Annotated in this window: 21 protein-coding genes and 1 pseudogene; 6 read left to right on the forward strand and 16 right to left on the reverse strand. The window is 46.2% G+C overall.

All coding sequences use genetic code 11. From position 1 onward, the window contains the following. The first annotated feature begins 97 nt into the window (after positions 1-97). Complete coding sequence (locus AAE250_RS11120) at positions 98-1258, forward strand: glycerate kinase family protein (protein ID WP_294600991.1); 1161 nt, start codon at positions 98-100, stop codon at positions 1256-1258. A gap of 23 nt (positions 1259-1281) precedes the next feature. On the opposite strand, the gene AAE250_RS11125 is transcribed toward AAE250_RS11120, so the two are convergent. The 3 genes from AAE250_RS11125 to AAE250_RS11135 form a co-directional block, all read right to left on the reverse strand. Next, a complete protein-coding gene (locus AAE250_RS11125; protein WP_294600993.1) occupies positions 1282-1428 on the reverse strand; it encodes a hypothetical protein in 147 nt (48 codons plus the stop codon). A 56-nt stretch (positions 1429-1484) separates the two neighbouring features. Then, complete coding sequence (locus tag AAE250_RS11130; RefSeq protein WP_294600994.1) at positions 1485-2066, reverse strand: flavodoxin family protein; 582 nt, start codon at positions 2064-2066, stop codon at positions 1485-1487. 75 nt (positions 2067-2141) lie between these two features. After that, positions 2142-2540, reverse strand: a complete 399-nt coding sequence (locus AAE250_RS11135; RefSeq protein WP_294600996.1) for a DUF6249 domain-containing protein — start codon at positions 2538-2540, stop codon at positions 2142-2144. 144 nt (positions 2541-2684) lie between these two features. Here AAE250_RS11135 and AAE250_RS11140 point away from each other — a divergent pair, with 144 nt between their 5' ends. Together AAE250_RS11140 and AAE250_RS11145 are read left to right on the forward strand one after the other, a co-directional pair. Further along, entirely contained in the window at positions 2685-3233 is a 549-nt protein-coding gene (locus AAE250_RS11140) for an RNA polymerase sigma factor (protein WP_294601078.1), read from the forward strand. Then, positions 3230-3601, forward strand: coding sequence for a hypothetical protein (locus AAE250_RS11145; protein WP_294600998.1), 372 nt, complete (start codon positions 3230-3232; stop codon positions 3599-3601). The genes AAE250_RS11140 and AAE250_RS11145 overlap by 4 nt, the downstream gene beginning before the upstream one ends. A 103-nt stretch (positions 3602-3704) precedes the next feature. Here the strand turns inward: AAE250_RS11145 and AAE250_RS11150 are convergent, their stop codons facing one another. The 12 genes from AAE250_RS11150 to AAE250_RS11205 all read right to left on the reverse strand — a co-directional run bounded on the left by AAE250_RS11150 (position 3705) and on the right by AAE250_RS11205 (position 16532). Continuing rightward, positions 3705-4952, reverse strand: coding sequence for a DUF1015 domain-containing protein (locus AAE250_RS11150; protein ID WP_294600999.1), 1248 nt, complete (start codon positions 4950-4952; stop codon positions 3705-3707). A gap of 25 nt (positions 4953-4977) precedes the next feature. Beyond that, complete coding sequence (locus AAE250_RS11155) at positions 4978-5172, reverse strand: hypothetical protein (RefSeq protein WP_294601001.1); 195 nt, start codon at positions 5170-5172, stop codon at positions 4978-4980. A gap of 4 nt (positions 5173-5176) precedes the next feature. After that, entirely contained in the window at positions 5177-6097 is a 921-nt protein-coding gene (locus tag AAE250_RS11160) for an NAD(P)-dependent oxidoreductase (RefSeq protein WP_294601004.1), read from the reverse strand. Between the two features lie 116 nt (positions 6098-6213). Continuing rightward, the gene (gene serC / locus AAE250_RS11165) at positions 6214-7281 is read right to left on the reverse strand and encodes a 3-phosphoserine/phosphohydroxythreonine transaminase (RefSeq protein WP_294601006.1); all 1068 of its coding nucleotides are present in this window, start codon (positions 7279-7281) and stop codon (positions 6214-6216) included. 276 nt (positions 7282-7557) lie between these two features. Beyond that, positions 7558-8913 carry a DEAD/DEAH box helicase gene (locus AAE250_RS11170; RefSeq protein WP_294601008.1) on the reverse strand — a complete coding sequence of 452 codons (1356 nt, stop codon included), beginning with the start codon at positions 8911-8913 and terminating at the stop codon, positions 7558-7560. A 97-nt stretch (positions 8914-9010) separates the two neighbouring features. Next, positions 9011-10285 (reverse strand): NADH:ubiquinone reductase (Na(+)-transporting) subunit F, encoded by a 1275-nt coding sequence (nqrF, locus tag AAE250_RS11175; RefSeq protein WP_294601010.1) that lies wholly within the window; start codon positions 10283-10285, stop codon positions 9011-9013. 18 nt (positions 10286-10303) lie between these two features. After that, positions 10304-10930 (reverse strand): NADH:ubiquinone reductase (Na(+)-transporting) subunit E, encoded by a 627-nt coding sequence (gene nqrE, locus AAE250_RS11180; protein ID WP_294601012.1) that lies wholly within the window; start codon positions 10928-10930, stop codon positions 10304-10306. A gap of 22 nt (positions 10931-10952) precedes the next feature. After that, positions 10953-11588 carry an NADH:ubiquinone reductase (Na(+)-transporting) subunit D gene (locus AAE250_RS11185; RefSeq protein ID WP_342288903.1) on the reverse strand — a complete coding sequence of 212 codons (636 nt, stop codon included), beginning with the start codon at positions 11586-11588 and terminating at the stop codon, positions 10953-10955. A 4-nt stretch (positions 11589-11592) separates the two neighbouring features. Next, positions 11593-12282: a Na(+)-translocating NADH-quinone reductase subunit C gene (locus AAE250_RS11190; protein WP_342288904.1), complete on the reverse strand. Its 690-nt coding sequence runs from the start codon at positions 12280-12282 to the stop codon at positions 11593-11595. 14 nt (positions 12283-12296) lie between these two features. Then, positions 12297-13466, reverse strand: coding sequence for an NADH:ubiquinone reductase (Na(+)-transporting) subunit B (locus tag AAE250_RS11195; RefSeq protein WP_294601016.1), 1170 nt, complete (start codon positions 13464-13466; stop codon positions 12297-12299). Between the two features lie 30 nt (positions 13467-13496). Then, positions 13497-14846, reverse strand: coding sequence for a Na(+)-translocating NADH-quinone reductase subunit A (locus AAE250_RS11200; RefSeq protein ID WP_294601018.1), 1350 nt, complete (start codon positions 14844-14846; stop codon positions 13497-13499). A 291-nt stretch (positions 14847-15137) separates the two neighbouring features. Then, positions 15138-16532: a C1 family peptidase gene (locus AAE250_RS11205; RefSeq protein ID WP_294601020.1), complete on the reverse strand. Its 1395-nt coding sequence runs from the start codon at positions 16530-16532 to the stop codon at positions 15138-15140. 181 nt (positions 16533-16713) lie between these two features. Between AAE250_RS11205 and AAE250_RS11210 the strand changes: the two genes are divergently transcribed. The 3 genes and pseudogenes from AAE250_RS11210 to AAE250_RS11220 form a co-directional block, all read left to right on the forward strand. Then, complete coding sequence (locus tag AAE250_RS11210; RefSeq protein ID WP_294601021.1) at positions 16714-17916, forward strand: BamA/TamA family outer membrane protein; 1203 nt, start codon at positions 16714-16716, stop codon at positions 17914-17916. A gap of 127 nt (positions 17917-18043) precedes the next feature. Beyond that, positions 18044-19234, forward strand: coding sequence for a glycosyltransferase family 2 protein (locus tag AAE250_RS11215; RefSeq protein ID WP_342288905.1), 1191 nt, complete (start codon positions 18044-18046; stop codon positions 19232-19234). A gap of 29 nt (positions 19235-19263) precedes the next feature. Next, a pseudogene (locus AAE250_RS11220) lies at positions 19264-21447 on the forward strand (ATP-binding protein); the annotation flags it as partial. A gap of 90 nt (positions 21448-21537) precedes the next feature. On the opposite strand, the gene AAE250_RS11225 reads toward AAE250_RS11220, so the two are convergent. Continuing rightward, positions 21538-23313: an oxaloacetate decarboxylase gene (locus AAE250_RS11225; protein WP_294601080.1), complete on the reverse strand. Its 1776-nt coding sequence runs from the start codon at positions 23311-23313 to the stop codon at positions 21538-21540. Positions 23314-23392: the final 79 nt, after the last annotated feature.

The raw sequence follows: 23392 nt of genomic DNA on the forward strand, positions 1-23392 counted from the left end.
CTGTTTTATGCAGAGATTTACATCGGAAAAGTTTACCTTTGTAAAGGCATGTTTCCTAATATCCGGGACACCGTGACGAAAACAAACAGATCATTCCATGAAAAAAGTAATAATCGCCATAGATTCTTTCAAAGAATGCCTCACCTCGGCAGCAGCAGCAATTGCTGCTACCAAAGGTATACGAAATGTCTTCTCCGAATGCGAAGTAATCAGCTTTCCCGTGGCCGACGGAGGAGAAGGGATGCAGGATGCACTTATTGCCGCCACCGGAGGAAGACGCATTTCCGTCTGTGCCCACTCCCCTCTGCTGGAACTGCGTAATACTCAATACGGCATTTCCGGTGACGGACAGACGGCTTTTATTGAAACGGCAGCCATTAGCGGACTTCCCCTCGTTCCCAAAGAGAAACGTAACCCGATGTTGACAACTACTCTCGGAACGGGAGAATTGATATATGATGCACTGGAACGGGGATGCAGGAACTTCATCATTGGACTTGGCGGCAGTGCAACCAACGACGCAGGTTTAGGAATGCTGCAAGCGGTAGGATTCCGCTTTCTGGATAAAAGCGGAAAAGAGTTGGGACCTGACGGTATGTGCGGAGCATTACTGGCCGATGTTGCCTCTATTGATTCTTCTGCTGTACATCCGGCACTTAAAGACTCTCATTTTACGGCGGCATGTGATGTGCAAAATCCGTTTACCGGTCCTACTGGTGCAGCTTATGTCTTTGCTTCGCAAAAGGGAGCAGACCCGGAAATGGTGGCTAAGTTGGACAAGAATATGAAGAAACTGGCTAAAGTAATCTATAAATTTACGGGCAGAGATATCACACACGTACCCGGTGCCGGTGCAGCCGGTGGCATGGGCGGAGGGCTATCGGCATTCCTGAATGCAGAATTGAAGCCCGGCATCCGGTTATTGCTGGACACTCTTCACTTCTCCGAAAGCATAAAAGGTGCCGATCTCATTATCACTGGTGAAGGCAAGTCAGACCGACAAACTGTTATGGGAAAAGTCCCCTTGGGAGTATTGGAAGAAGCAAGAAGACAGCATATTCCCGTCATCTTATTGGCAGGCTCTATAGAAGATGTAGAGGAACTGAATAGAGCTGGATTTCAGGGAGTATTTTCCATCACTCCTTCTCCCATGTCTTTAGAGCAAGCAACGGAGCCAGCTTTTGCACAAGAGAATATTTGCAGAACAGTAGAGCAGATCTGCCGCATTATTCAATGCTGCCGGCAACGCTTCATCTAAAGGAACATAAAAAAAGCAGAGGATTAACCTCTGCTCTCCATACTGTTTTTGTCAGGATTCAAAATCTTAACCATCTGACGAACATCTTTCTTATCAGCCTTACCATAAAGGCCGATCTGTTGCCCGGGCAACATTTCTTTCTTCTTCTTCTTGTTCTTATCTATATTCATACCTATTGAATTTTCTGTTACTGATATTCTAACAAGACAAGAAGAAGTTTTGTTCATCAGGCAATGCTTAATAATTGTACTGTTTTACGGCAGCGCGCCATTTCTTTCTCCGACAGTCCCGGATGCTTCTTGGTTCCTCCCTTTTCAATCGTCTTCACAATCTTGAACCCACTCCATTTCAGGATTTCCTTCAGTGCCTTCACCACTCCATGCGACTGGTTGTAGAGGATGTTGAAGGGATAGGGAGTAGTACATGTGCTTACAATGACTGCCTTCTTGCCCTTATGCAGCGGAAGAGGCATTCCCCAGGAGTTCTCCCCCATCATACCGTAGACCATACGGTCGAAAAGCACTTTCAGTTCTCCCGGCAAGTTTCCCCAATAGCAGGGGGCACCGATAATCAAAGCATCTGCTTCCTTTATCAACTGCAATACCTTTTGCGAATCATCTTCGGGCAAGCAGCACTTCAGAGTATAGCGGCACTTCATACAACCGATGCAAGGACGAACCTGCAAGTCCGGCACACGTACAAATGTTACTTCTGCTCCACCACTTTCAGCTTCTTGCTTCATCGCTTCCAGCATCTTCGAAATATTCCCCTGTCGGCGGGGGCTACTATTAAGAATCAGTATCTTCATTGTCTCCTGATATTTTTAGATCCATCCTAGAAATGAACCTCATTTCAGGAGACAAATATCGTGTTTTTTTTCGTATTACTTCTTATTGAGCTTCAATTCTATAACAAAAGAGGTAATAAGACCAATTCCGCCAAATCCCAATACGCAAGCACCATAAATCAGAGAAGCAGTTTCTCGATAAGCCCATCTGTCAGTGGTAAAGAATTCGGGAATCGTTGCGTAACAGATAAAATATCCTATCAATAGTCCAAGTCCCATACCGGCCAATAGACATCCTATCTTCAAAGCCGAAAAAGAGAAGTTAGAGAAGTTACCATATAACTTGGCAACCGGCATCTTTGGCATTTCTGGCTGATCACCCATTTTCTCAATCAGCATGATTCTCTCTCTTTTGCAAACAAACAGTTCGAACAGTTTGTAAACTCCCAAAGTAATGATTGTCATTACTGCAGGCACCATAATAAAATCCATCATATTCGTTTCTTTTTAAGTTAGTATTTTCGTTTCTTTGTACCCTTTAGACGCAATGACTTTTATGAGGTTACACTTTTCTGATAAAAAATATTTTTTCATCTAAAAGTTGTAACCATCCCGGCAATGCTGCGTCTAACAGACAAAATGAAAGATGACGAAAAACATATCATCCGGCGTATCTTGAATGGAGAAACAGCTCTTTACGAGTACTTTCTCGATACATACGGTCAGCAGGTATTCAGCCTGATTGTCCGCATTGTCTCCAACCAGGAGGATGCAGAAGAACTGACGCAGGATGTATTTCTGAAAGCTTTTCAGCATCTCGAATCTTTCAAAGGAAGCAGCTCTTTTTCTACGTGGATTTATTCGATAGCTTATAATACAGCTATTTCGAGCGCACGGAAAAAGAAATTCGATACCTTTGCCATGGACGATACGTTACTCGCCAATATATCGGACGCCCAAGTTGACGAAGCCTTGAATGAAGAAGGTGAGGAACAGATCGCAAAATTGAAAAGAGCCGTGGAGCAACTCGACTCGGAAGAACGGGCATTGATCAGCTTGTTCTATTATGAAGAGAAGACAATGCATGAGGTCGCTCTAATCTCAGGACTGACGGAAAGCAACGCCAAGGTAAAGTTGCACCGCATACGCAAAAAAATATATGTTTTAATGAAACAGGAAACAGTATGAACGAAGAAGATAAAGATAAAGGACTGAAAAAGGCAATGCAGGAACAGAGCGCTTTCCGTCTGTCTCCCAACTTTGCCTATCGCACCATGCAGAAGGTGGAAGAGTCCGTACGCTTACGCGAAAAGAGAACGGAACGGAGAACTTTGCTGGCAACCATCATTGCAGCGGTTTTCCTGATAGGTAGTAGTATAGCAGGGCTGATTGTCTATTTTGGAGATACCATTCGGGAAGCTTTCACTCCGACTGCCATCGCAGAAGTGGAAAAAGTCCAAATACCCTCTTTCTATCTATTGATACTTATAGCCATTCCACTTTTTATGCTGTTCGACCGATGGATGAGGAGACAATACTTCAAACGACATTCTTGAAAAGATATAGTCCGTCATTCAGAACGCAGCGAAGAACCTACTCCCTCTTATGCAAAGAGAAGAGATTCTTCGCTGCGCTGAATGACGGACTAACTCTGTTCTTTTAGTCCAGTTTGTGAATTACCAAGCCTGACCGCAGTTTCGGTTCAAACCAAGTAGTCTTGGGAGGCATAATATTACCCGTATCGGCAATATCCATCAATTGCTTCATAGAAACGGGATAGAGAGCCAAAGCAACTTTCATCTCACCACTATCCACACGCTTCTTCAATTCTCCCAATCCACGAATACCGCCTACGAAGTCGATACGCTTATCGGAACGAAGATCTTTTATGCCAAGAACTTCATCCAGTATCAGATTGGAGGAGATGGTCACATCCAGTACGCCGATAGGGTCATTATCATTGTACGTACCCGGCTTGGCAGTCAGACTATACCACTTTCCTTCCAGATAAAGGGCAAAATTATGCAAGCCGGAGGGTTTGTAGATTTCCGTTCCTTTTTCTTCTACAATGAAGTTCTTGCCGACAGCAGCAAGGAATTGTTCGGGAGTCAAGCCGTTCAAGTCTTTCACAACGCGGTTGTAATCGATGATGGTCAACTGATTGGCAGGGAAACAAACAGCCATGAAGTAGTTGTATTCTTCATCACCACGATGGTTCGGGTTTTGTTTGGCTTTCTCGGCACCCACCAAAGCGGCAGCTGCACTACGATGGTGTCCGTCGGCAATATAAAGAGCGGGCATCTTGGCAAACTCTTTGGTGATGGCATCTATATCTTCCTGCTTGTCAATGATCCAGAACGTGTGACCGAAACCGTCGCCGGGAGCAATAAAGTCGTACACCGGCTTTTGAGCGGTATAGCGGGCAATGATGGCATCCAATGTATCATTATCGGGATAGGCAAAGAATACCGGCTCAATATTGGCATTGTTCACACGGACATGCTTCATGCGGTCTTCTTCCTTATCACGACGGGTCAGTTCGTGCTTCTTGATGACACCGTTCATATAGTCGGGAACATAGGCACCTACTACCAAACCATACTGCGTCTTGCCATTCATTGTCTGAGCATATACGTAGTAGTTCTCTTTGTCATCTTGCACCAACCAGCCTTTATCCTGGAACATTTGGAAATTCTCGGCTGCCTTCTGATAAACACACTCATCATGCTCATCCGTACCAACGGGAAAATCTATTTCGGGTTTAATGATGTGATACAGGGATTTCTCGTTTCCTGCTGCTTCTTCGCGCGCTTCGGCCGAGTTCAGCACATCGTAAGGACGTGAAGCAACTTGTTCTACCAAGTCCTGCGGAGGACGAACGCCTTTAAAAGGTTTAATTGTAGCCATAAGTCAAGGTGTTTTTTAATGGAGATTATTGGTTTTTCTTTTTTGTGAAGTATCTTAGCAGATAGATAGCGCTACCTAATATCAGTACAACAGATACGCCCTCGCAAAAGCCGAGGGCGAAATCTGACAGTTCTTTTCTGAATATACTGCTTACTGCAAATACTCCGGCACCTATCATCAAATAGATTACCGCAAATTTATAGGCAGTTTTGCTATTCATCTTATTACTTGTTTACACGGAATTTCTCGCAACCATCTTTCAGGAACCCTACAATCTGCTTTGCAGCTGCAATACCTGCATTGATATTGGCTTCGGCAGTCTGTGCACCCATCTTCTTCGGTGTAGAGAAATAACGCCCGGCAAACTTGGCTGCAAAAGTTTCGTTGGCAGCAGGCATGATGTCGGTCATGTACTTCAAATCGGAACGTTCTTCCATCAACTGAATCAACTCGGCTTCGTTGATGACTTCCTTGCGGGCTGTATTTACCAACAGACCGCCCTTCGGCATCTTGTTCACCAATGCATAGTTGATAGAGTTCTTGGTTTCGGCTGTAGCAGGGATATGCAGAGATACAACGTCACAAGTAGAATAAAGTTCTTCGACCGAATCCAGCGCTTTCACACCGTCTTTCTCGATAACGTCCTTCGGGCAGAAGGCATCATAGGCATAGATATCCATACCGAAACCTTTAGCAACACGGGCTACATTGCGACCTACGTTACCGTAAGCGTGAATACCCAATTTCTTACCTTTCAGTTCCGTACCCGAAGTACCATTATACATATTGCGGACAGCCATCACCATCAATCCGAAAACCAGTTCGGCTACGGCATTGGAATTCTGCCCCGGAGTGTTCATTACACATACGTTATGAGCAGTGGCAGCAGCAAGATCTACATTGTCTACACCTGCACCTGCACGTACTACGATTTTCAATTCTTTGGCTGCATCCAAAACTTCGGCATCAATGATGTCGCTACGGATAATAATGGCGTTAGCATCTTTCACTGCTTCCAGCAATTTTGCCTTCTCACCATATTTTTCCAGCAAAACGAGTTCATAACCCGCTGCTTCAATTTCTTTGCGAATACCGTCTACTGCTACTTTAGCAAACGGTTTGTCTGTTGCGACTAATACTTTCATGATTCAATTGGTATTAAAAAAGAATTCACCACAGAGTGACACTGAGTTTCACAGAGTTTTTTCTTTAGTCCAATCTCTGTGGGACTCTGTGTCCTCTGTGGTGAATCAAAATATTATTAATGAAGTTTCTCAAATTCCTGCATGCAGTCAATCAGTGCTTGTACACTTTCTTTCGGCATTGCATTGTAGCAAGATGCACGGAATCCACCTACTGAACGGTGTCCCTTGATACCTACCATACCTCTTTCTGTAGCAAACTTCAGGAAGTCAGCTTCGAGGTCTTTGTATTCGGGAGCCATCACGAAGCAGATGTTCATGCGTGAACGGTCTTCTTGGGCAGCCGTACCTACAAACAGTTTGTTGCGATCGATTTCAGCATACAACATGTCTGCCTTCTCGATGGCACGACGTTCCATTTCCTTCACACCGCCCTGTGCCTTGATCCAGCGCAATGTCTGCAATGCTGCATAAATAGGAACAACAGGAGGAGTATTGAACATAGAACCTCCGTCAATGTGAGTCTGATAGTTCAGCATAGTCGGGATGTAACGGGACATTTTGCCTACTGCTTCATCTTTCACGATAACGAATGTCACACCGGCAGGAGCCAAATTCTTCTGTGCACCACCATAGATACAGATATACTTAGACACGTCGATAGGACGGGAGAAAATATCGGAAGACATATCGGCAACCATCGGAACATTGACATCAAGGTCACTCTTCAGTTCCGTACCGTAAATCGTATTGTTAGTAGTAATGTGGAAATAATCAACATCAGCCGGAACTGTATAATCCTTCGGAATATAAGTATAGTTGGCTTCGGCAGAGGAGGCTACTTCTACAACCTCGCCGAAAGCTTTAGCTTCTTTCATTGCTTTCTTGGCCCATACGCCGGTATTCAGATAAGCTGCTTTTTTGTCGAGGAAATTGAAAGGTATCATGCAGAATTCCAGACTGGCACCACCACCCAAGAACAGTACCGAATAACCTTCGGGTATATTGAGCAATTCTTTGAATAACGCCACGGCTTCGTCCACTACGGGTTGGAAGTCTTTAGCACGGTGGCTAATCTCCATCAGAGAGAGACCGGATCCATTGAAATCTAAAATAGCCTTCGCTGTATCCTCTATCACCTCGCGCGGGAGAATGGAAGGTCCTGCATTGAAATTATGCTTTTTCATTTGAAGTTTGTTTTGGTTATACAATTTCGTTCATTAAATGTCTTATGACATGGCGAAATTACGGATTTTTTTCCGTATTACAAATCTTTCCTTATGAAATTCATTTTTTCAACCGCATTTACCTTACTTTTTATTGGTATATACAAGAAATATACACCAATTTGTTACATATACTTATCAAGAACTGTATTAAAAGGTAAACTGAAAGTTATTAAGAATGCATACTTTTCATTTAATAGGAAAAGTGAAATAAAAACGAATATTTATAAGAAAAACTCATTTTGCCTCCTCAATAATCGTTTTCATCCCTTTGATTTTCTCACCGTGAATCAAGGTAAGGAGTTGCTTGGCTTTGCTACGACGAACGGCTACAAAAGCATAGTGTTCTTTTACATCCACCTGACCGACATCTTCTTTTGTCAGTCCTCCTTTCTTATATAAGAAACCTACGATATCTATCTTATTCAACTTATCCTTTTTCCCTTTACCTATATATAAGGTAGTCCAACGGGATTTGGCAGGTTTCGGCGTCTGCTCCGGCAGTTCAAAGGCTGGGATGTCTTCGGGGATATAATCAGGAAGACGCTCTTCGGCATGGAGGAGAAGAAAAGAAGAGCCACGCGCCTCCCAGCGAGCTGTACGCCCGTTGCGGTGAGTGAATGCTTCTTCGTTGACCGGTAAATGATAGTGCACAATATTGTCGATACCGGGAATATCCAGTCCGCGTGCTGCAAGGTCAGTAGAAACCAAGACAGGGCAACTGCCGTTACGGAATTTATAAAGTGCCCGTTCACGGTCGGCTTGCTCCATACCTCCGTGGAAGGCATCGCAAGGAAATTTTCTGGATTGCAGATAAGAAGCCACACGCTCCACGCTTTCGCGATAATTGACGAAGACTAAAGTAGAACGGTCACCCAATGTACAGAGCAGGCGATAAAGCGTTTCCAGCTTATCTTTTTCGGGAGACAGTACCTTTTGCAAGCTCAAACGGTCAGAAACAGGTTCAGTAGCCAGGAAGTTCAACTTCAGAAGTGTAGAGTGGCTCTTGGGGATCGTAGAGTTGACCTCCACATTCCCTCCCACTCCTGCAAATTGTGGGATTTCCTCGGCATCGGTAGCAGAGAGTAATACACGCTTCTTCAAAGAAGGTAACTGCCCGATAACTTCCGCCATTTCATCATGGAAACCGAATTCAAGGCATTTATCAAACTCATCGATAACTAAAGTGGTGACGGTACGGGCATCGAAATTTTCTTTCCGCAAATGGTCGTTCATACGACCGGGCGTACCTATAATGACAGAAGGATTGATACCTTTCATCGTCCGATGTTCTTCCATCGCAGGACGTCCGCCATAACAACTCATAGCCTTAAAAGGAGTATTCATTGACTTGAATACGGTTTCAATCTGCAAAGCCAGCTCGCGCGAAGGTACCAACACTACCGCCTGCACACCTTGCACATCTGCTTTCAACGTTTGCACCAACGGCAGAAGAAAAGCCAGCGTCTTGCCCGAACCGGTAGGCGAAAGCAATACCAAATCTTTATTCATACCGTAAGCCTCGCGTGCAGCTTCCTGCATCGGGGTGAGTTGTTCTATCTGCAGATTGCGGAGTATATCTTGAAGTTCCATAAATTCTTTATTTTAAATAAGACGAGCCAAAGGTAACAAAAAACTCCGGTAAAGCCCAAGCCCTACCGGAGTTCCTTATTCAAATCTCAAATCTCGTTTATCCGCCGAAGTTATCGAACATCAGGTTCTGAGCCGGAACGCCGAGATCGTCGAGCATCTTCTCAACAGCTTTCGACATCGGGCCGGGACCACACATGTAGTATTCGATGTCTTCGGGAGCTTCGTGATCTTTCAAGTAAGTCTCGTAGATTACGTTGTGTACGAATCCCGGAGTATACTTCACGCCCGCTGCATCGGCTGCAGGGTCGGGACGGTCCAGTGCGAGGTGGAACTTGAAGTTGGGGAAGTCTTTCTCTATCTGCAGGAAGTCTTCCAGATAGAACACTTCGTTCAATGCACGCGCACCATAGAAGTAGTTCATCACGCGGTCGGTAGTATGCAGCGTCTTCGTCATGTGCATGATTTGTGCACGCAACGGAGCCATACCGGCACCACCACCTACCCACATCATCTCACGCTTGGAGTCGAATATCGGGTGGAAGTCTCCGTAAGGACCACTCATGATTACCTTATCGCCCGGTTTCAGTGTGAAGATATAAGAAGAGGCGATACCCGGCATTACATCCATAAAGCCCGGGCCCTGATCTTTCGGTTTGAACGGCGGAGTAGCAATACGCACCGTCAACATGATACGGTCACCCTCAGCAGGATAGTTCGCCATAGAGTAAGCACGAATAGTTTCCTCATCGTTTCTACACTTCAAGCCCAACAAACCGAATTTCTCCCATGCAGGCAGGTATTCTTCACCAATCAGACTCTTATCAATGTCTTTATCATAATCCATTGAGTATTTAGGTATCTTGATCTGTGCATAAGAACCCGGAACGAAGTCCATGTGTTCGCCCTTAGGCAATGCCACGATAAACTCTTTGATAAACGTAGCCACGTTCTTGTTGGAGATAACCTCGCACTCCCACTCTTTCACACCGAGTACAGACTCGTCGATCTTGATACCCATGTCGCCTTTCACCTTCACCTGGCAACCCAGACGCCAATGGTCCTGGATTTGCTTACGGCTGAAGTGAGGAGTTTCAGAAGGCAGGATTTCGCCACCGCCTTCTACAACCTGGCATTTGCACTGTCCGCAGGAGCCCTTACCACCACAAGCGGAGGAAAGGAACACACCGTTTACAGACAGCGTATTCAGCAACGTGGAACCGGAAGCTACATCCAGCACCTTGTCGCCGTTGATAGTAAGTTTTACATTACCTGAAGGCACCAGGAAGTTCTTGGCAACCAGCAGGATAACGACAAGCAGCAGAACAACCACGAGGAATACTCCAATGCTTGCTAATATCATATTCATATCCATTGTTTTATTCCTTTCTTATTAGATGTTCAAACCAGAGAAACACATAAATGCCATTGCCATCAAGCCTACCGTGATGAACGTGATGCCCAAACCTTTCAGCGGAGCAGGTACGTCAGAATAAGCCATTTTCTCGCGGATAGCAGCCAGACCGACAATAGCCAGCAACCAGCCGATACCGGAACCCAGTGCATAAGAGATAGCATCCCAAACGTCACCGATGTACTTCGGATCGCTCTCGCCCATCGTGATGCGTTGCTGCATGAAGAGCGATGCACCCATGATGGCACAGTTTACGGCAATCAGCGGCAGGAAGATACCCAGTGAAGCGTAGAGCGAAGGGCTGAAACGTTCCACAATCATTTCTACCAACTGCACGATAGCGGCAATTACGGCAATGAAAAGAATAAAACTCAGGAAGCTGAGGTCTACGCCTTCAATGATAGCGTTAGGCCCGAGCACCTTGGTTTGCAATAGATAGTTGACCGGAAGCGTAACCACCAACACGAAAGTTACGGCGATACCCAGTCCCACGGCAGTCTTCACATTCTTCGATACGGCCAGATAAGAGCACATACCGAGGAAGAACGCGAATATCATGTTGTCCACAAAGATGGAGCGGACGAATAAACTTAATAAATGTTCCATGTTCTTTCTGTTTACTTAGTGATTACTTTTCTTGCAGTTCTTTGTGACGTGCACGTTGATACCAGATGATGCAAGCACAGATAATCAGCGCCATAGGAGGCATCAACATCAAGCCGTTATTCACATAACCTATTTTCTGCAGAGGTTCGTAGTTCAGGATGTTGAAACCGAGCAATGTACCCGAACCAAGCAGTTCGCGGAAGAAAGCTACGATAATCAAAATCTTGGCATATCCCAAACCGTTGCCCACACCGTCGAGGAAGGACTCCCAAGGACCGTTCTGCATGGCAAATGCTTCCAAGCGTCCCATCAGGATACAGTTTGTAATAATCAGACCTACGTAAACAGAAAGCTGTACACTTACGTCATAAGCAAAAGCCTTCAGGATCTCACTTACAATCGTTACCAATGCGGCAACAACCACCAACTGAACGATGATACGGATACGGTTAGGAATCGTCTTGCGCAGCAATGAGATCACGACATTGGCAAATGCTGTAATCACCGTCACCGAAAGACCCATCACAATGGCAGGCTCCAGTTTTGCAGTAACGGCCAAAGCGGAACAGATACCCAACACCTGTACGGTAACGGGGTTGTTCAGTCCAAGCGGAGTAGAGAATACTTCTTTATTCTTCTTTGAAAACAATTGTCCCATATTCTTATTCCTCCTCATTATTATTAGTTAAAAAGTTCTTGTAGTTGCTCAGACAAGCCTTCAGCATGGCATCCACACCTACAGAAGTGATGGTACCACCCGAAATACCGTCCACCTGATAATCAGGTTTCTCTACCTTACCGTTCTTCACAACGCCGAGGGCTACTTCACCGTTCTCCAACGTCTTCTTACCCGGGAATTCTCCCTGGAAGTGAGGAGTAGCGATTTCGGCACCCAGACCCGGAGTTTCGCTGGCATGAGAGAAGTAAACACCGTAAACGGTATCTTTGTCACTGTTCAGCGCCACATAACCCCAGATAGCACCCCAAAGACCTGCACCGTAAACGGGGAATACATATTTCTTTTCTCCGTTCACTTCTGCAACAAATACATGCAGACGATGGTTTTCTTTGGCTTCTTTTTCGTAAGCGGTAGCAAATCCGTCGGTATTCTCTGTCAGTGTACCGTCAACGTTCATCAGCATATCGCCCTTTACATATTTATTATATTCTGCTTCGGCATCCTTTACGTCCTTGATGTTGAGAGCGGCAAGGATTTGCTTCTTCGTATCAAGTTCCACATTCTTGTTCTGCGTTTCGCGCAGTGAAGAACTTACGAATGCCAGCAGGAATGCAACGATAACAACCATTACCGAAGCATAAATGATAGTATAACTATTACTATTGGTATTCATTTCTATTCCGGTATTTAATTGTTAGACTTGATTGCACGTTTCTCGCGACGGCCGATGTTGCCCTGTACCACACAGTAGTCAATCAGCGGAGCGAAGATGTTCATCAGCAGGATGGCAAGCATCATACCTTCGGGGTAACCGGGGTTCAGCACACGGATAATGATAGCCATGGCACCAATCAGGAAACCGAAAATATACTTACCTGTTTCGGTACGTGCCGAAGTAACAGGGTCGGTAGCCATAAACACGGCACCGAAGCAGAAACCACCCAGCACGAGGTGTTCGTACCAAGGCATCTGAGCCATCGGAGTGTCAGGACCGATTGCATTGAAGATGAATGCCATAAAAGCACCACCTACGAATACGGAGAACATCGTCTTCCAGCTTGCAATGCCCGTCCACAACAACAGAATGGCACCAAGAGCGATGGCGATGACACTGGTTTCACCGATAGAACCCGGAATAAGACCGGTCACCATATCCCAGGAGAAATCGGGATAAGTACCTGTCGTTGCAGCCGCCCCCAGCGGAGTAGCTACCGTAAGGCCGTCTACCTGTTGTCCCAAACCGAAGATAGAATCGCCGGATACCCAAACAGCATCACCGGACATCTTGGTAGGATAAGCAAAGAAAAGGAATGCGCGGGTAATCAAAGCAACGTTGAACACGTTCATGCCCGTACCACCGAATACTTCTTTCGCAAAGATTACAGAGAATGCAGTAGCAACCGCCAGAATCCACAACGGACAGTCCACCGGAACAATCATCGGAATCAAGATACCCGAAACCAGGAAACCTTCCTGAATTTCTTCCTTCTTCCACTGAGCCACCACGAACTCAATGCCGAGACCTACTACGTATGATACAATGATTTTAGGCAATATAGCCAGGAAACCGTAGGCAAACATTTCGATGAAGCTGCCGGTAGCACCGGTATGCGTGAAATGCTGGTAACCTACGTTATACATACCGAACAGCAGCGCCGGTATCAACGCAATAACCACAATCGACATGATGCGTTTGCTGTCGATAGAGTCGTGAATATGCGTTCCCGATTTCGAAGTAGTGTTGGGCACGAACAAGAATGTTTCGAAGCCATCGAACACCGAACGAAATGCGTGGAATTTGCCGCCCTCTTCAAAGTTCGGCTTTATCTTGTCGAGATAATTTCTTAACGCTTTCATTTATACTATTTATGATTTATGATTTTTGATTTATGCCATTTCAGCACGAAGCATATCAAGTCCGGCACGTACGATGCGCTGCACTTCCACTTTGGAAGAACAAACGAATTCGCAGAGGGCAAAATCTTCGGGAGCCACTTCGTAGATACCCAAAGCTTCCATACGGTCGATGTCGCCTGCAATGATTGCTTTTACCAGATATTCGGGGAAGATGTCCATCGGGAATACACGGTCGTATTCGCCTGACATGATCATGTGACGTTCGCCACCCTTCACACGGGCATCGAGCACATATTCTTTCTTGCCCATCAACCAGCTGAAATAGGAGCGGTTGACACTGAATTGATTGAAACGCGGCATAATCCAACCCAACATTTCGTGGATTTCGTCTCCTTCGGGGATTACCGTCAACTGGCTGTCGAAAGCACCCAGGAAGCCGTTCGGAGAAACCTTCTTGCCGGTGAGTACATTGCCGCTGATGTAGCGGAGGTCTTTACCGGTAGTCACGTTGCCTTGGAAAACGTTCGTCAGCAGTGCGCCGACTTGCAGTTTGCAGTAAGCGGGTTTCAACACTTCAGAGCCCGTAACAGCTACCGTACGGGTCAGATTCACGCGTCCGGTATTCATCAGACGACCGATGAAGATAACGGCTTCGGCACCGATGGTCCATACCGTTTCGCCTTTCACTACCGGAGAGAGATGGTTGATTTGCACGCCTACGTTACCTGCCGGGTGAGGCCCGTCGAAAGCAGTGATGGTAACGTTCTTGGCTTGCGTCAGAGCCGTAGTTTTTTGTTTTACACTGATGTTCAGATACGTCTTTGCCATCTTTGACAAAGCGTCGAGTCCTGTCTGGAAATTTGCTTCCTCCCCTTTGAGGGCGAATTCAAAATCGGGAGCCATCGGGTTGCTGTCGAAAGCTGAAACGAAGATAGCTTTCGGAGTTACCGTCGGATCGGCAATGACGTCGTACGGGCGTTGGCGGATGAAGGCGAACATACCGGTTTGCAGCAGTGCTTCTTTCACTTGCTGACCGTTCATCTTGGACGGATCCATCTTGCCGAATTCCTCGTAGTCTTGCTCAGTGGCAGCCTCAACGACAATGTTCAGCACCTTACGGCGTGCACCACGCTCCACGCTTGTCACTACGCCGCTAACGGGCGAAACAAATTTTAATTCAGGATGATTCTTGTCGATAAACAAGGGTCCTCCGGCCATCACATATTCCTGTTCTTTGACCACCACCTTGGGAGTGATACCCGTAAAATCATCGGGAACCAATGCGTAGAATCCCGGCTCTTTCACAGACATAAACTCTTTAGCAGCAGCGCCTTTAAGGTTAATGTCAAGGCCTTTACGTAACTTAATTACATTTGCCATGCGTTTATATAAAATAATGGTTTCATTAATTTGCCCGCAAAAGTAGCAAAAAAGAACGTGAATAAAGAGTAAAAAAGAAAGGAATTACGGAGAAATTTCCGTAATCCCTTTCGTTAACGAACACGATAGTAATATACTCTATATTCCATTCGCGTCTATGCTCTTCAATACAGCTTTTCCTATGGCATTCCGAAGGTGGGTGAACTATCATATTTTCATTGCAGCAATAACTTCAGAAATCATTGCAGTAATAACTTCTGAAATCATTGCAGCAATGATTTCTGAAATCATTCATTTCTCCTCTGCGAACATCGGATCCCATGCCGGCAAGCGGATAGGTTTCTGCTTAAACAGTTCCATAACTTTGGCAGGAACATATTTGGTCTCTACCACCAGGCGGAACATATATTCATTAAACCAGTCGTCGGTCATGATAAGATGTCCCTGGTAGCCGCTTGCAGCTCCCCAACTATTCTCAACCATCCATTTCACGGGTTTTCCATCTTTGTTCAAGTCAACAGCCATCAATGTCATGGCGTGGGAAGAGCCACTGGAGAAGGTTTGTATGCGTTGTTTCTTGTCCATGCCGAAGGTAGTGCCCATCAGGGATTCGTAATCATAGTTCCTTACATCGAGCAAGCCACGTTCGGAATTAAGGAACTTGCCTACATCGCAAGAGAAATACATCATCGTGCTATCTTTCAAAGAGGTGATAGCCATCTCTTTGATATCTTCTACGGGCAGGTTGACGTATGTCCAGTTCTTGCCGTCATAGCGATGGCGGTCGTAGTCTATTTCATAACATTTGTAGTACTCCCGGCTGGGGTCGTTCATCAGCATTACATAGTTGGTAAGCAGCCCGCGGTCACCATATTTCTCAAGGAAAGACATCGGCGTATGGTGTTCCGTTTCAACAGGGTTTCCTTTGGCATCTTTGCGAACGTAGTCGAATTCTGTGGGAGGAACACCGAGGTTCAATACCAACATCCGGTAGATGGTGCCGAGCATCGTTGTCTTTTCTTTCTCCAATACAGCAGGTTTGGCACCACCGGCCACCATTTCGCGGAGTTGCAGGCCGTATTCTTTCAACTTCAGAGAGATGAGATTTGCCATACGCGAAGTGTTGTCACTACTATTCGTTTCCGGCATTGCTTCTTTGGGAACAAGGCCATATTTGGAAACAATATCAGCTACCCCGGTAAACGTACCGCCATCGCTCAACGGATGCTGGAAAAGCCATTCGACGGTTTTATCGTTTATCGGACTCTTGCCGGTATCGATGATGCCTTGCAGGAAGAGGTTTGACTTCTCCAGCTGGTCCCAAAAGAAAGGATAGATTTCGGAGAACTCAAAAGAAGGAAGGCCGTACTTGGCAAGTGCCTTGGCACGCATCACGTTCAGCCCCGTAAACAGCCAGCAACGGCCGGATGACTGCTGGTTTGTAATGCCTTTGGAATTGACTTTGATAGAGAAATGGGTATCCATGCCCGTCAGATTCTCCTGATTGAGTGCCAGTTTGCGAATATCATTATTGCCGATGGCGTTGCGGAGCGCTTTGTCCGAAGCCGTGCCTTCATAGCTTTGCTTGATCTGTTCAAGCATACCCGGGCTGATGCCCCCATCCTGTGCCTGCAAGGAAAACAGTGCGGCACTGAAAACAATTACAGATAAAAATCGTTGTTTCATAACGTATTAAATATGTTAGTTATACAATAATCGAAAGATGGCATCACCTAAAATGCCCGCTTGTCAGGCAAAAGTAATGTCTTTTTTTGATAATTTTAGTGACATCTTTAGAATAATTATCTATTCCTTTGAAAACTATTTGAAAGAAATTAGTTTCCTTTGCACCCTCATTTCGTACAATATGAAAAGATATATACTAATTATCATCACACTGACACTGGCGTTCACCGCCACTTCAGCTCAAGAGCAGACAAGTGTTGTAACAAACGACACGACTCCGGCATTGACAAAAAAAGAATTACGCAAACAAAAGGTGGCGCAGCGAAACTTACATTACAATATTCTGGGCGGTCCCAGCTATACACCCGACTTCGGTGCCGTGCTTGGTGGAAGCGCTTTGATGACATTCCGTATCAATCCGAGTGACAGCATACAATTGCGTTCTGTCGTTCCCGTGGCCATCGCCTTCATGTTCAAAGGAGGTATCAACCTCTTCTCCAAGCCGCAACTTTTCTTTAAAGGCGACCGTTTCCGCATCTTCGGTAAATTCAGCTACAAGAATACGGAAGAGAACTTCTATGGACTCGGCTATAAGACCAACAGAGATTACATACGCAGCGACAGCACCAGCAAGTACCGTTACAGCGGCGTGCAAATCAATCCCTGGTTCTTGTTCCGTCTGGGCAACAGCAACATCTTTGCCGGTCCTCAAATCGACATCAATTACGACCACCTGACGGAACCGGGAAAGTTCCTCGTAGAAGAAGAGTCTTATAAAAAGGCAGGCGGTACGGCCAGTGGTTACAACAACTTCAACTCCGGCGTCGGCTTTCTGCTGACTTACGACAGTCGCGATGTCCCTGCCAACGCTTACCGAGGCATGTATCTGGACTTCCGCGGCATGATGTACGCCAAGTTCATCGGCAGTGACCAGACTTTCTATCGGTTGGAAATCGACTATCGCCAATACAAATCGCTCGGCAATCGCAAGGTGCTGGCCTGGACTGCTCAGACCAAGAATGTATTCGGCGATGTACCCTTGACGCAATATGCCCTCACAGGTACGCCGTTCGACCTGCGCGGTTACTACATGGGGCAATATCGGGACAAATCCTCGCACGTCGTTATGGCCGAGTATCGGCAGATGATCAACACCGACCGCAGTACATGGACGAAACGGATGCTCAACCATGTAGGCTTCGTGGCATGGACCGGATGCGGCTTCATGGGTCCTACTCCCGGCAAAATAGAGGGTGTACTGCCCAATTACGGCGTAGGACTTCGCATAGAAGTACAACCACGCATGAATGTCCGCCTGGATTTGGGAAAGAACACAGTAAATAATCAGACCTTATTCTATTTCAACATGACAGAAGCTTTCTGATTTTATGCAACAAGTTGCATAAAGTAAGTATTGTTTTTCAGGCATTTTCTTGCACCGGTAAAAGATTATCCATACTTTTGGCAATCATATTTTCCTTTCTGATTAAGAAAGTAAATAATCTAACGCAATGAAAACTGTCGAAATAAACTTCTGGATCAGCCTGTTTATAGTATTTTACACCTATATGGGATATGGAATACTCTTATATTTTCTCGTTAAGATAAAAGAGTGCTTCCATAAACCCGTCCACCGTCCGATGCCTGCCGACGAAGCACTGCCCGAACTCACCTTATTTATTGCAGCCTATAATGAAGAAGAAGTTGTAGACGAAAAGATGCGCAACTGCCTTGAACTGGATTACCCGGCTGACAAACTCCATATCCTATGGGTGACCGACGGCAGTAATGACCATACCAACGAACGCCTCTCACACTGGTCGCAAGCCACCGTTCTCCATCAGCCCCAACGCCAAGGCAAAACTGCTGCACTGAACCGAGGCATGCACTTTGTAGAAACCCCTCTCGTTGTGTTTACCGATGCCAATACCCACCTCAACCGGGAGGCCTTGCGAGAGATTGTACATGCCTTTACCGATCCTAAAGTAGGCTGCGTGGCAGGCGAAAAGCGCATTGCCGTACAAACGAAAGATAATGCCGCCTCCGGTGGTGAAGGCTTGTACTGGAAATACGAATCCACACTCAAAGCACTCGACTCACGTCTCTACTCGGCAGTAGGTGCGGCAGGCGAACTGTTTGCCATCCGCTGCGGGTTGTTCGAGGAGATGAAGACGGATACGCTGCTCGATGACTTTATACTCTCTCTGCGCATCGTCATGCACGGATATACCATTGCCTACTGCGCCAATGCCTATGCCGTTGAAAGCGGTTCGGCAGACATGCGCGAAGAAGAGAAACGCAAAGTACGTATTGCCGCCGGGGGATTACAATCCATCTGGCGTCTGCGTCCGTTGCTGAATCCTTTCCGTTACGGCACATTCTGTTTCCAGTATATTTCACACCGGGTGCTGCGCTGGTCGCTCACTCCTATCTTATTGTTTCTGTTACTTCCCCTCAACATCGCGCTCCTTTTCACGGCAGATGCATCTTGTTTATACGCCGTCATCTTGGTATTGCAAGTGCTTTTCTACCTTATGGGGAGTTGGGGCTATTACCTCTCGACCAAACAAATCAAAAACAAAATACTCTTTATCCCCTACTATTTCCTCTTTATGAACATAAACGTCATCAGAGGATTCAACTACTTGCGCAAGCGGAAAGGAAGTGCAAGCGGCGCGTGGGAGAAGGCAAAAAGAGCATAGCAAGCAAACAATCACTACACACGTTCAAGATGGAAAGTATTCTAAAAAATACCGGGAATGCCGAAAGACTGCTGAAGTTAACGTCAGACACCATGATTCTTCTGGATAAAAATGGCATCTGCGTAGACATTGCAATCCACAATGTAAACCTTTGGTTTATATCAGAAGAAATACTGCTGGGCAAAGACCTGTTTCAACTGCTGCCTCCAGCTACTTATCAGCAAGTCTATCCGGACTTCAAGAGGGTACTGGAGCACAAAGTCCGTTCTGTCAACAACTACGAAATGGCTTTGGGCAACACTACCTACTTCTTCAAGTGCATCATGTACCCGTACGACGATATGGTACTCTGCCAATATCGCGACATAACAGAACGAAGCCAGCGCAAACGGGAACTTGAAAAAAGAAACCGCGAACTCAGCGAAATACAGAAAGCCGCCCTCATCGGCATGTGGCGCTATGAAAAGGAACAGCGTCTCTTCAGCTACCGGGGGCACACTGACATTATGTGCACTGAAGACGAACAAACAATACCACTTGAGACGTATGTGCAACATATTCTGCGCGAAGATGTGGTCTCTTTCAACAATTGGCTCACGCGAAATCTGGAAGGAGATGTAGAAGACAGTGTAGACTACCGCATCCATTTCAATAATCAGATATTCTATGTCCGCCTAAAAACCTTTGCACGCGAACAATACGAAGATGGGAATATCGTTCTGGAAGGATATATACAAAATATTACCGATATCCAGAAACGACGCAATGACATCAATCTGCTGACACATGCCATAAACAACTCCACCGAAGATATCTTCGCCGCACGCGAAGACGGCACACTGGTCTTTGCCAACCGACGCTTCAAGGAGCATCACAATATAGGGAATACGGAAGATATTACAAAGCTGAAATTCCCCGATCTTATATCGTCCAACAACGGCAACCGGCAAGTATGGCAAAACATGATGACCTCCATCCAAAAGGATACGGACAATAACAGCTTTATCATTTACCAGCCCTTGGAGGAGCATCCCGAAATACTGGCATACGAAGGCAACGCTTATTGGGTGACCAGCGACGAGGGTGAAGAAACGTTATGGGCATTTGGCCGGGACATATCCCAACGCATCCGGCACGAACAGCAAATCAAACTGTTCAATCAGGTCCTGGATAAAGTCATTGAGAATCTTCCGGCAGGCATTGTTGTCAAAGATATCAATAACGGATTCAAATACCTCTACCGTAACCGCGAATCCTACAACCGCAACATCCCCATGCAGGACGCCTGGGGCAAAGACGACTTCGACTTCTACCCTCTGGAAGAGGCACAAGAGAAAAGAGCACAGGACATTGAAATAGCCAAGACCGGCAAAGAGATGCACTGGATTGCAGAAGAGTATGACGGAAACGGTAAACCCATCTATCTGGACAAGCGGAAGATGAAGATAGAAAGCAAAGACTTCCCTCCCATCCTACTGAATATCGAATGGGACATCACAGAGATGGAACAGATGAAACGCGAACTGCTTGTTGCCAAAGAAAAAGCAGAGGCATCCGACCAGTTGAAATCGGCTTTCCTCGCCAATATGAGCCACGAAATACGTACGCCACTCAATGCCATCGTAGGCTTCTCACGCATCATTGCCGAAAGTGTTGATGCCGAAGAACGGTTAAGCTATTATGAAATTGTAGAGGCAAACAACGAACGCCTGCTACAACTCATCAATGAGATCCTCGATCTGTCGAAGATTGAATCGGGCATCGTAGAATTCACCATCACTCCGGTGTGCCTTCATCTGCTTTGCAAAGAAATATACGATGCACACATCTTCCGTTCCCCGGCAGGTGTCGAACTGATATACGAACCTTCGGACGAGAGTATTGTGATTGATGGAGACAAGAACCGTATCTTCCAAGTCATATCCAATCTGTTGGGGAATGCTTTCAAATTCACCACAAGCGGAAGCATCAGTTATGGGTACCGGCGTGAGGGAGATCAGGTTGTATTTCATGTCACCGACACAGGCATCGGCATTGCAGCGGACAAGTTGAACAGTATATTCGAACGCTTTGTCAAAGTGAATACCTTTGCCCAAGGCACCGGACTGGGATTATCCATCTGCAAAACCATCATCGAGCGCTTAGGAGGAAGTATTTCAGTGGCTTCCGAATTGGGAGTAGGGACAACATTTACATTCGTCCTCCCGCTGAAGCTGGGAAAAGAGTAAAAGCAAAGCGAAGAATCTACTCTCCTTTATATAAAGGGAAGAAGATTCTTCGCTTCGTTTTATACAGCCAACGCCTTATGCAAAAATATCACTCCGCTGGATATAGGCTATTACATCACCCTTATTGATTACATCGCCCTGCTGAGCGCATACTTCTACAATGCGTCCCGTAAATCCGGTCAATATCTTCTCGTATTCTCCCCACGGGGTAGAAAGATAGCAGAAAACTTCATCGTGTTGGTATTTACGCCCAATGAAAGGTGCCGAAGAAGGGCCTTCCACGGAAACTTCCCAAAGCACTTGCCCCTTGGCAGGCGCAATGATAGGATCGGCTTTGGCACGTTTCAGTTTCTTTATCTCCTCTTCCGAATACCCGTTCTTGACCATGGCAGCATCCTTGGCACGTTGCAGTTCGTCCTCGAAGCGCTTCTTGGCAGCGCCCGACTTGTAATCACAATACTGGCGGTCGTGCATAGCCAATTCAAAGAGCTCTTCGTCATCGTCACCATACTCCCAACCGTTTTCGTCCATCTCCTTGCGATACTCGTCCAGAGCATCCGGATAGTTCAACTGCGGGTCAGTATCTACAAACTCATAGCCTTTGGATTTGGCCAATTCTACGATCTCGGGAGCCAAAGTACCGGGGAGACGTCCACTCTTGCCCAGAATCATGTCCCAGGTATGGTTGTCTATCATCGTCCAGCGTTCCTCACCTTTCACCTGCTGCATCAGGTTCATCAAGGCTACATTCTTCACATACTGGCTGAATGGAGTAACCAAAGGAGGATAACCCAACTTAGGCCATACATATTCCACTTCGTCAAAGAGCATCACCAGTAGATCGTCAATACTGAGTTCAGGTTCGTTTTTGCCGCGCAGTATCATGTTGATGCCTGCATGCACACCTTTCAAGTCTGCCATCATAGAGCCCATCATACCACCGGGCAGGCCGCACTTCAGCAGAAGCGAAGACATGTGCTTGTTGGTAGGATCCATGAAGTAACCCAGAAAATCATCGATAAACTCCTGCGTCATGGCACGGGCTTTCATATAGGCTTTCATATTGATATCGGGCACCTGGAAACCTAAATCTTTCAGCATGGCCTGCACCGAGATTACATCGGGATGCACCTTACCCCACGACATAGGTTCCATAGCTACATCAATAATATCGGCACCATTCTCACAGACTTCGAGAATGGAGGCCATAGACAGCCCCGGACCACTATGTCCGTGATACTGTATCAATACTTCAGGATGTTTTTCCTTAATGGTTCTGACCAACCGGCCCAGCATACCCGGACGGCCTATACCGGCCATGTCCTTCAGACAGATTTCGGGTGCTCCGGCCTCAATCAGCCGATCGGCTATTTCAGCATAGTACTCCACAGTATGTACGGGAGAATAGGTAATGCAAAGCGTTGCCTGCGGTATCATCCCCGCTTCCAGAGCGTACTTGATGGAAGGAATAATATTCCGTGTCTCGTTCAGTCCGCAGAAGATACGGGTTATGTCTACTCCCTGCGCATGCTTCACTTTATACATCAACCGGCGTACATCTGCCGGAACAGGATACATACGCAGTGCATTCAACCCGCGATCCAGCATGTGCGTCTGAATACCGGCTTCTTTGAAAGGCCGGGTAAAAGCCCGCACCGCTTTGTTGGGGTTCTCGCCATACAACAGATTCACTTGCTCAAAGGCACCTCCATTGGTTTCAACTCGTGCAAAACAGCCCATCTCTACTATTAGCGGAGCAATGCGCACCAACTGGTCTACCCTGGGCTGATACTTACCGGAAGATTGCCACATGTCCCGGTAAACAAGACTGAATTTAATTTCCTTTTTCATCATAGTCAATAATAAGTGATTTTCTTTTCGGTTAACTTAACATATACAAATATAAAGGATTATTCTGACATATAGTCAA

Origin of the sequence: Bacteroides sp. GD17 (genome assembly GCF_038448625.1) — a bacterium.
Lineage (GTDB): Bacteria > Bacteroidota > Bacteroidia > Bacteroidales > Bacteroidaceae > Bacteroides.

Excerpts from the sequence above, each read along its gene's own strand:
- AAE250_RS11130 (WP_294600994.1), bottom strand. The coding sequence starts at position 2,066 with ATGAAGATACTGATTCTTAATAGTAGCCCCCGCCGACAGGGGAATATT.
- AAE250_RS11150 (WP_294600999.1), bottom strand. The coding sequence starts at position 4,952 with ATGGCTACAATTAAACCTTTTAAAGGCGTTCGTCCTCCGCAGGACTTG.
- AAE250_RS11170 (WP_294601008.1), bottom strand. The coding sequence starts at position 8,913 with ATGGAACTTCAAGATATACTCCGCAATCTGCAGATAGAACAACTCACC.
- AAE250_RS11135 (WP_294600996.1), bottom strand. The coding sequence starts at position 2,540 with ATGATGGATTTTATTATGGTGCCTGCAGTAATGACAATCATTACTTTG.
- nqrF (WP_294601010.1), bottom strand. The coding sequence starts at position 10,285 with ATGGATATGAATATGATATTAGCAAGCATTGGAGTATTCCTCGTGGTT.
- AAE250_RS11215 (WP_342288905.1), top strand. The coding sequence starts at position 18,044 with ATGAAAACTGTCGAAATAAACTTCTGGATCAGCCTGTTTATAGTATTT.
- AAE250_RS11185 (WP_342288903.1), bottom strand. The coding sequence starts at position 11,588 with ATGGGACAATTGTTTTCAAAGAAGAATAAAGAAGTATTCTCTACTCCG.
- AAE250_RS11200 (WP_294601018.1), bottom strand. The coding sequence starts at position 14,846 with ATGGCAAATGTAATTAAGTTACGTAAAGGCCTTGACATTAACCTTAAA.
- AAE250_RS11190 (WP_342288904.1), bottom strand. The coding sequence starts at position 12,282 with ATGAATACCAATAGTAATAGTTATACTATCATTTATGCTTCGGTAATG.
- AAE250_RS11195 (WP_294601016.1), bottom strand. The coding sequence starts at position 13,466 with ATGAAAGCGTTAAGAAATTATCTCGACAAGATAAAGCCGAACTTTGAA.
- AAE250_RS11160 (WP_294601004.1), bottom strand. The coding sequence starts at position 6,097 with ATGAAAGTATTAGTCGCAACAGACAAACCGTTTGCTAAAGTAGCAGTA.
- AAE250_RS11145 (WP_294600998.1), top strand. The coding sequence starts at position 3,230 with ATGAACGAAGAAGATAAAGATAAAGGACTGAAAAAGGCAATGCAGGAA.
- serC (WP_294601006.1), bottom strand. The coding sequence starts at position 7,281 with ATGAAAAAGCATAATTTCAATGCAGGACCTTCCATTCTCCCGCGCGAG.
- nqrE (WP_294601012.1), bottom strand. The coding sequence starts at position 10,930 with ATGGAACATTTATTAAGTTTATTCGTCCGCTCCATCTTTGTGGACAAC.
- AAE250_RS11120 (WP_294600991.1), top strand. The coding sequence starts at position 98 with ATGAAAAAAGTAATAATCGCCATAGATTCTTTCAAAGAATGCCTCACC.
- AAE250_RS11125 (WP_294600993.1), bottom strand. The coding sequence starts at position 1,428 with ATGAATATAGATAAGAACAAGAAGAAGAAGAAAGAAATGTTGCCCGGG.
- AAE250_RS11140 (WP_294601078.1), top strand. The coding sequence starts at position 2,685 with ATGAAAGATGACGAAAAACATATCATCCGGCGTATCTTGAATGGAGAA.
- AAE250_RS11205 (WP_294601020.1), bottom strand. The coding sequence starts at position 16,532 with ATGAAACAACGATTTTTATCTGTAATTGTTTTCAGTGCCGCACTGTTT.
- AAE250_RS11210 (WP_294601021.1), top strand. The coding sequence starts at position 16,714 with ATGAAAAGATATATACTAATTATCATCACACTGACACTGGCGTTCACC.
- AAE250_RS11155 (WP_294601001.1), bottom strand. The coding sequence starts at position 5,172 with ATGAATAGCAAAACTGCCTATAAATTTGCGGTAATCTATTTGATGATA.
- AAE250_RS11225 (WP_294601080.1), bottom strand. The coding sequence starts at position 23,313 with ATGAAAAAGGAAATTAAATTCAGTCTTGTTTACCGGGACATGTGGCAA.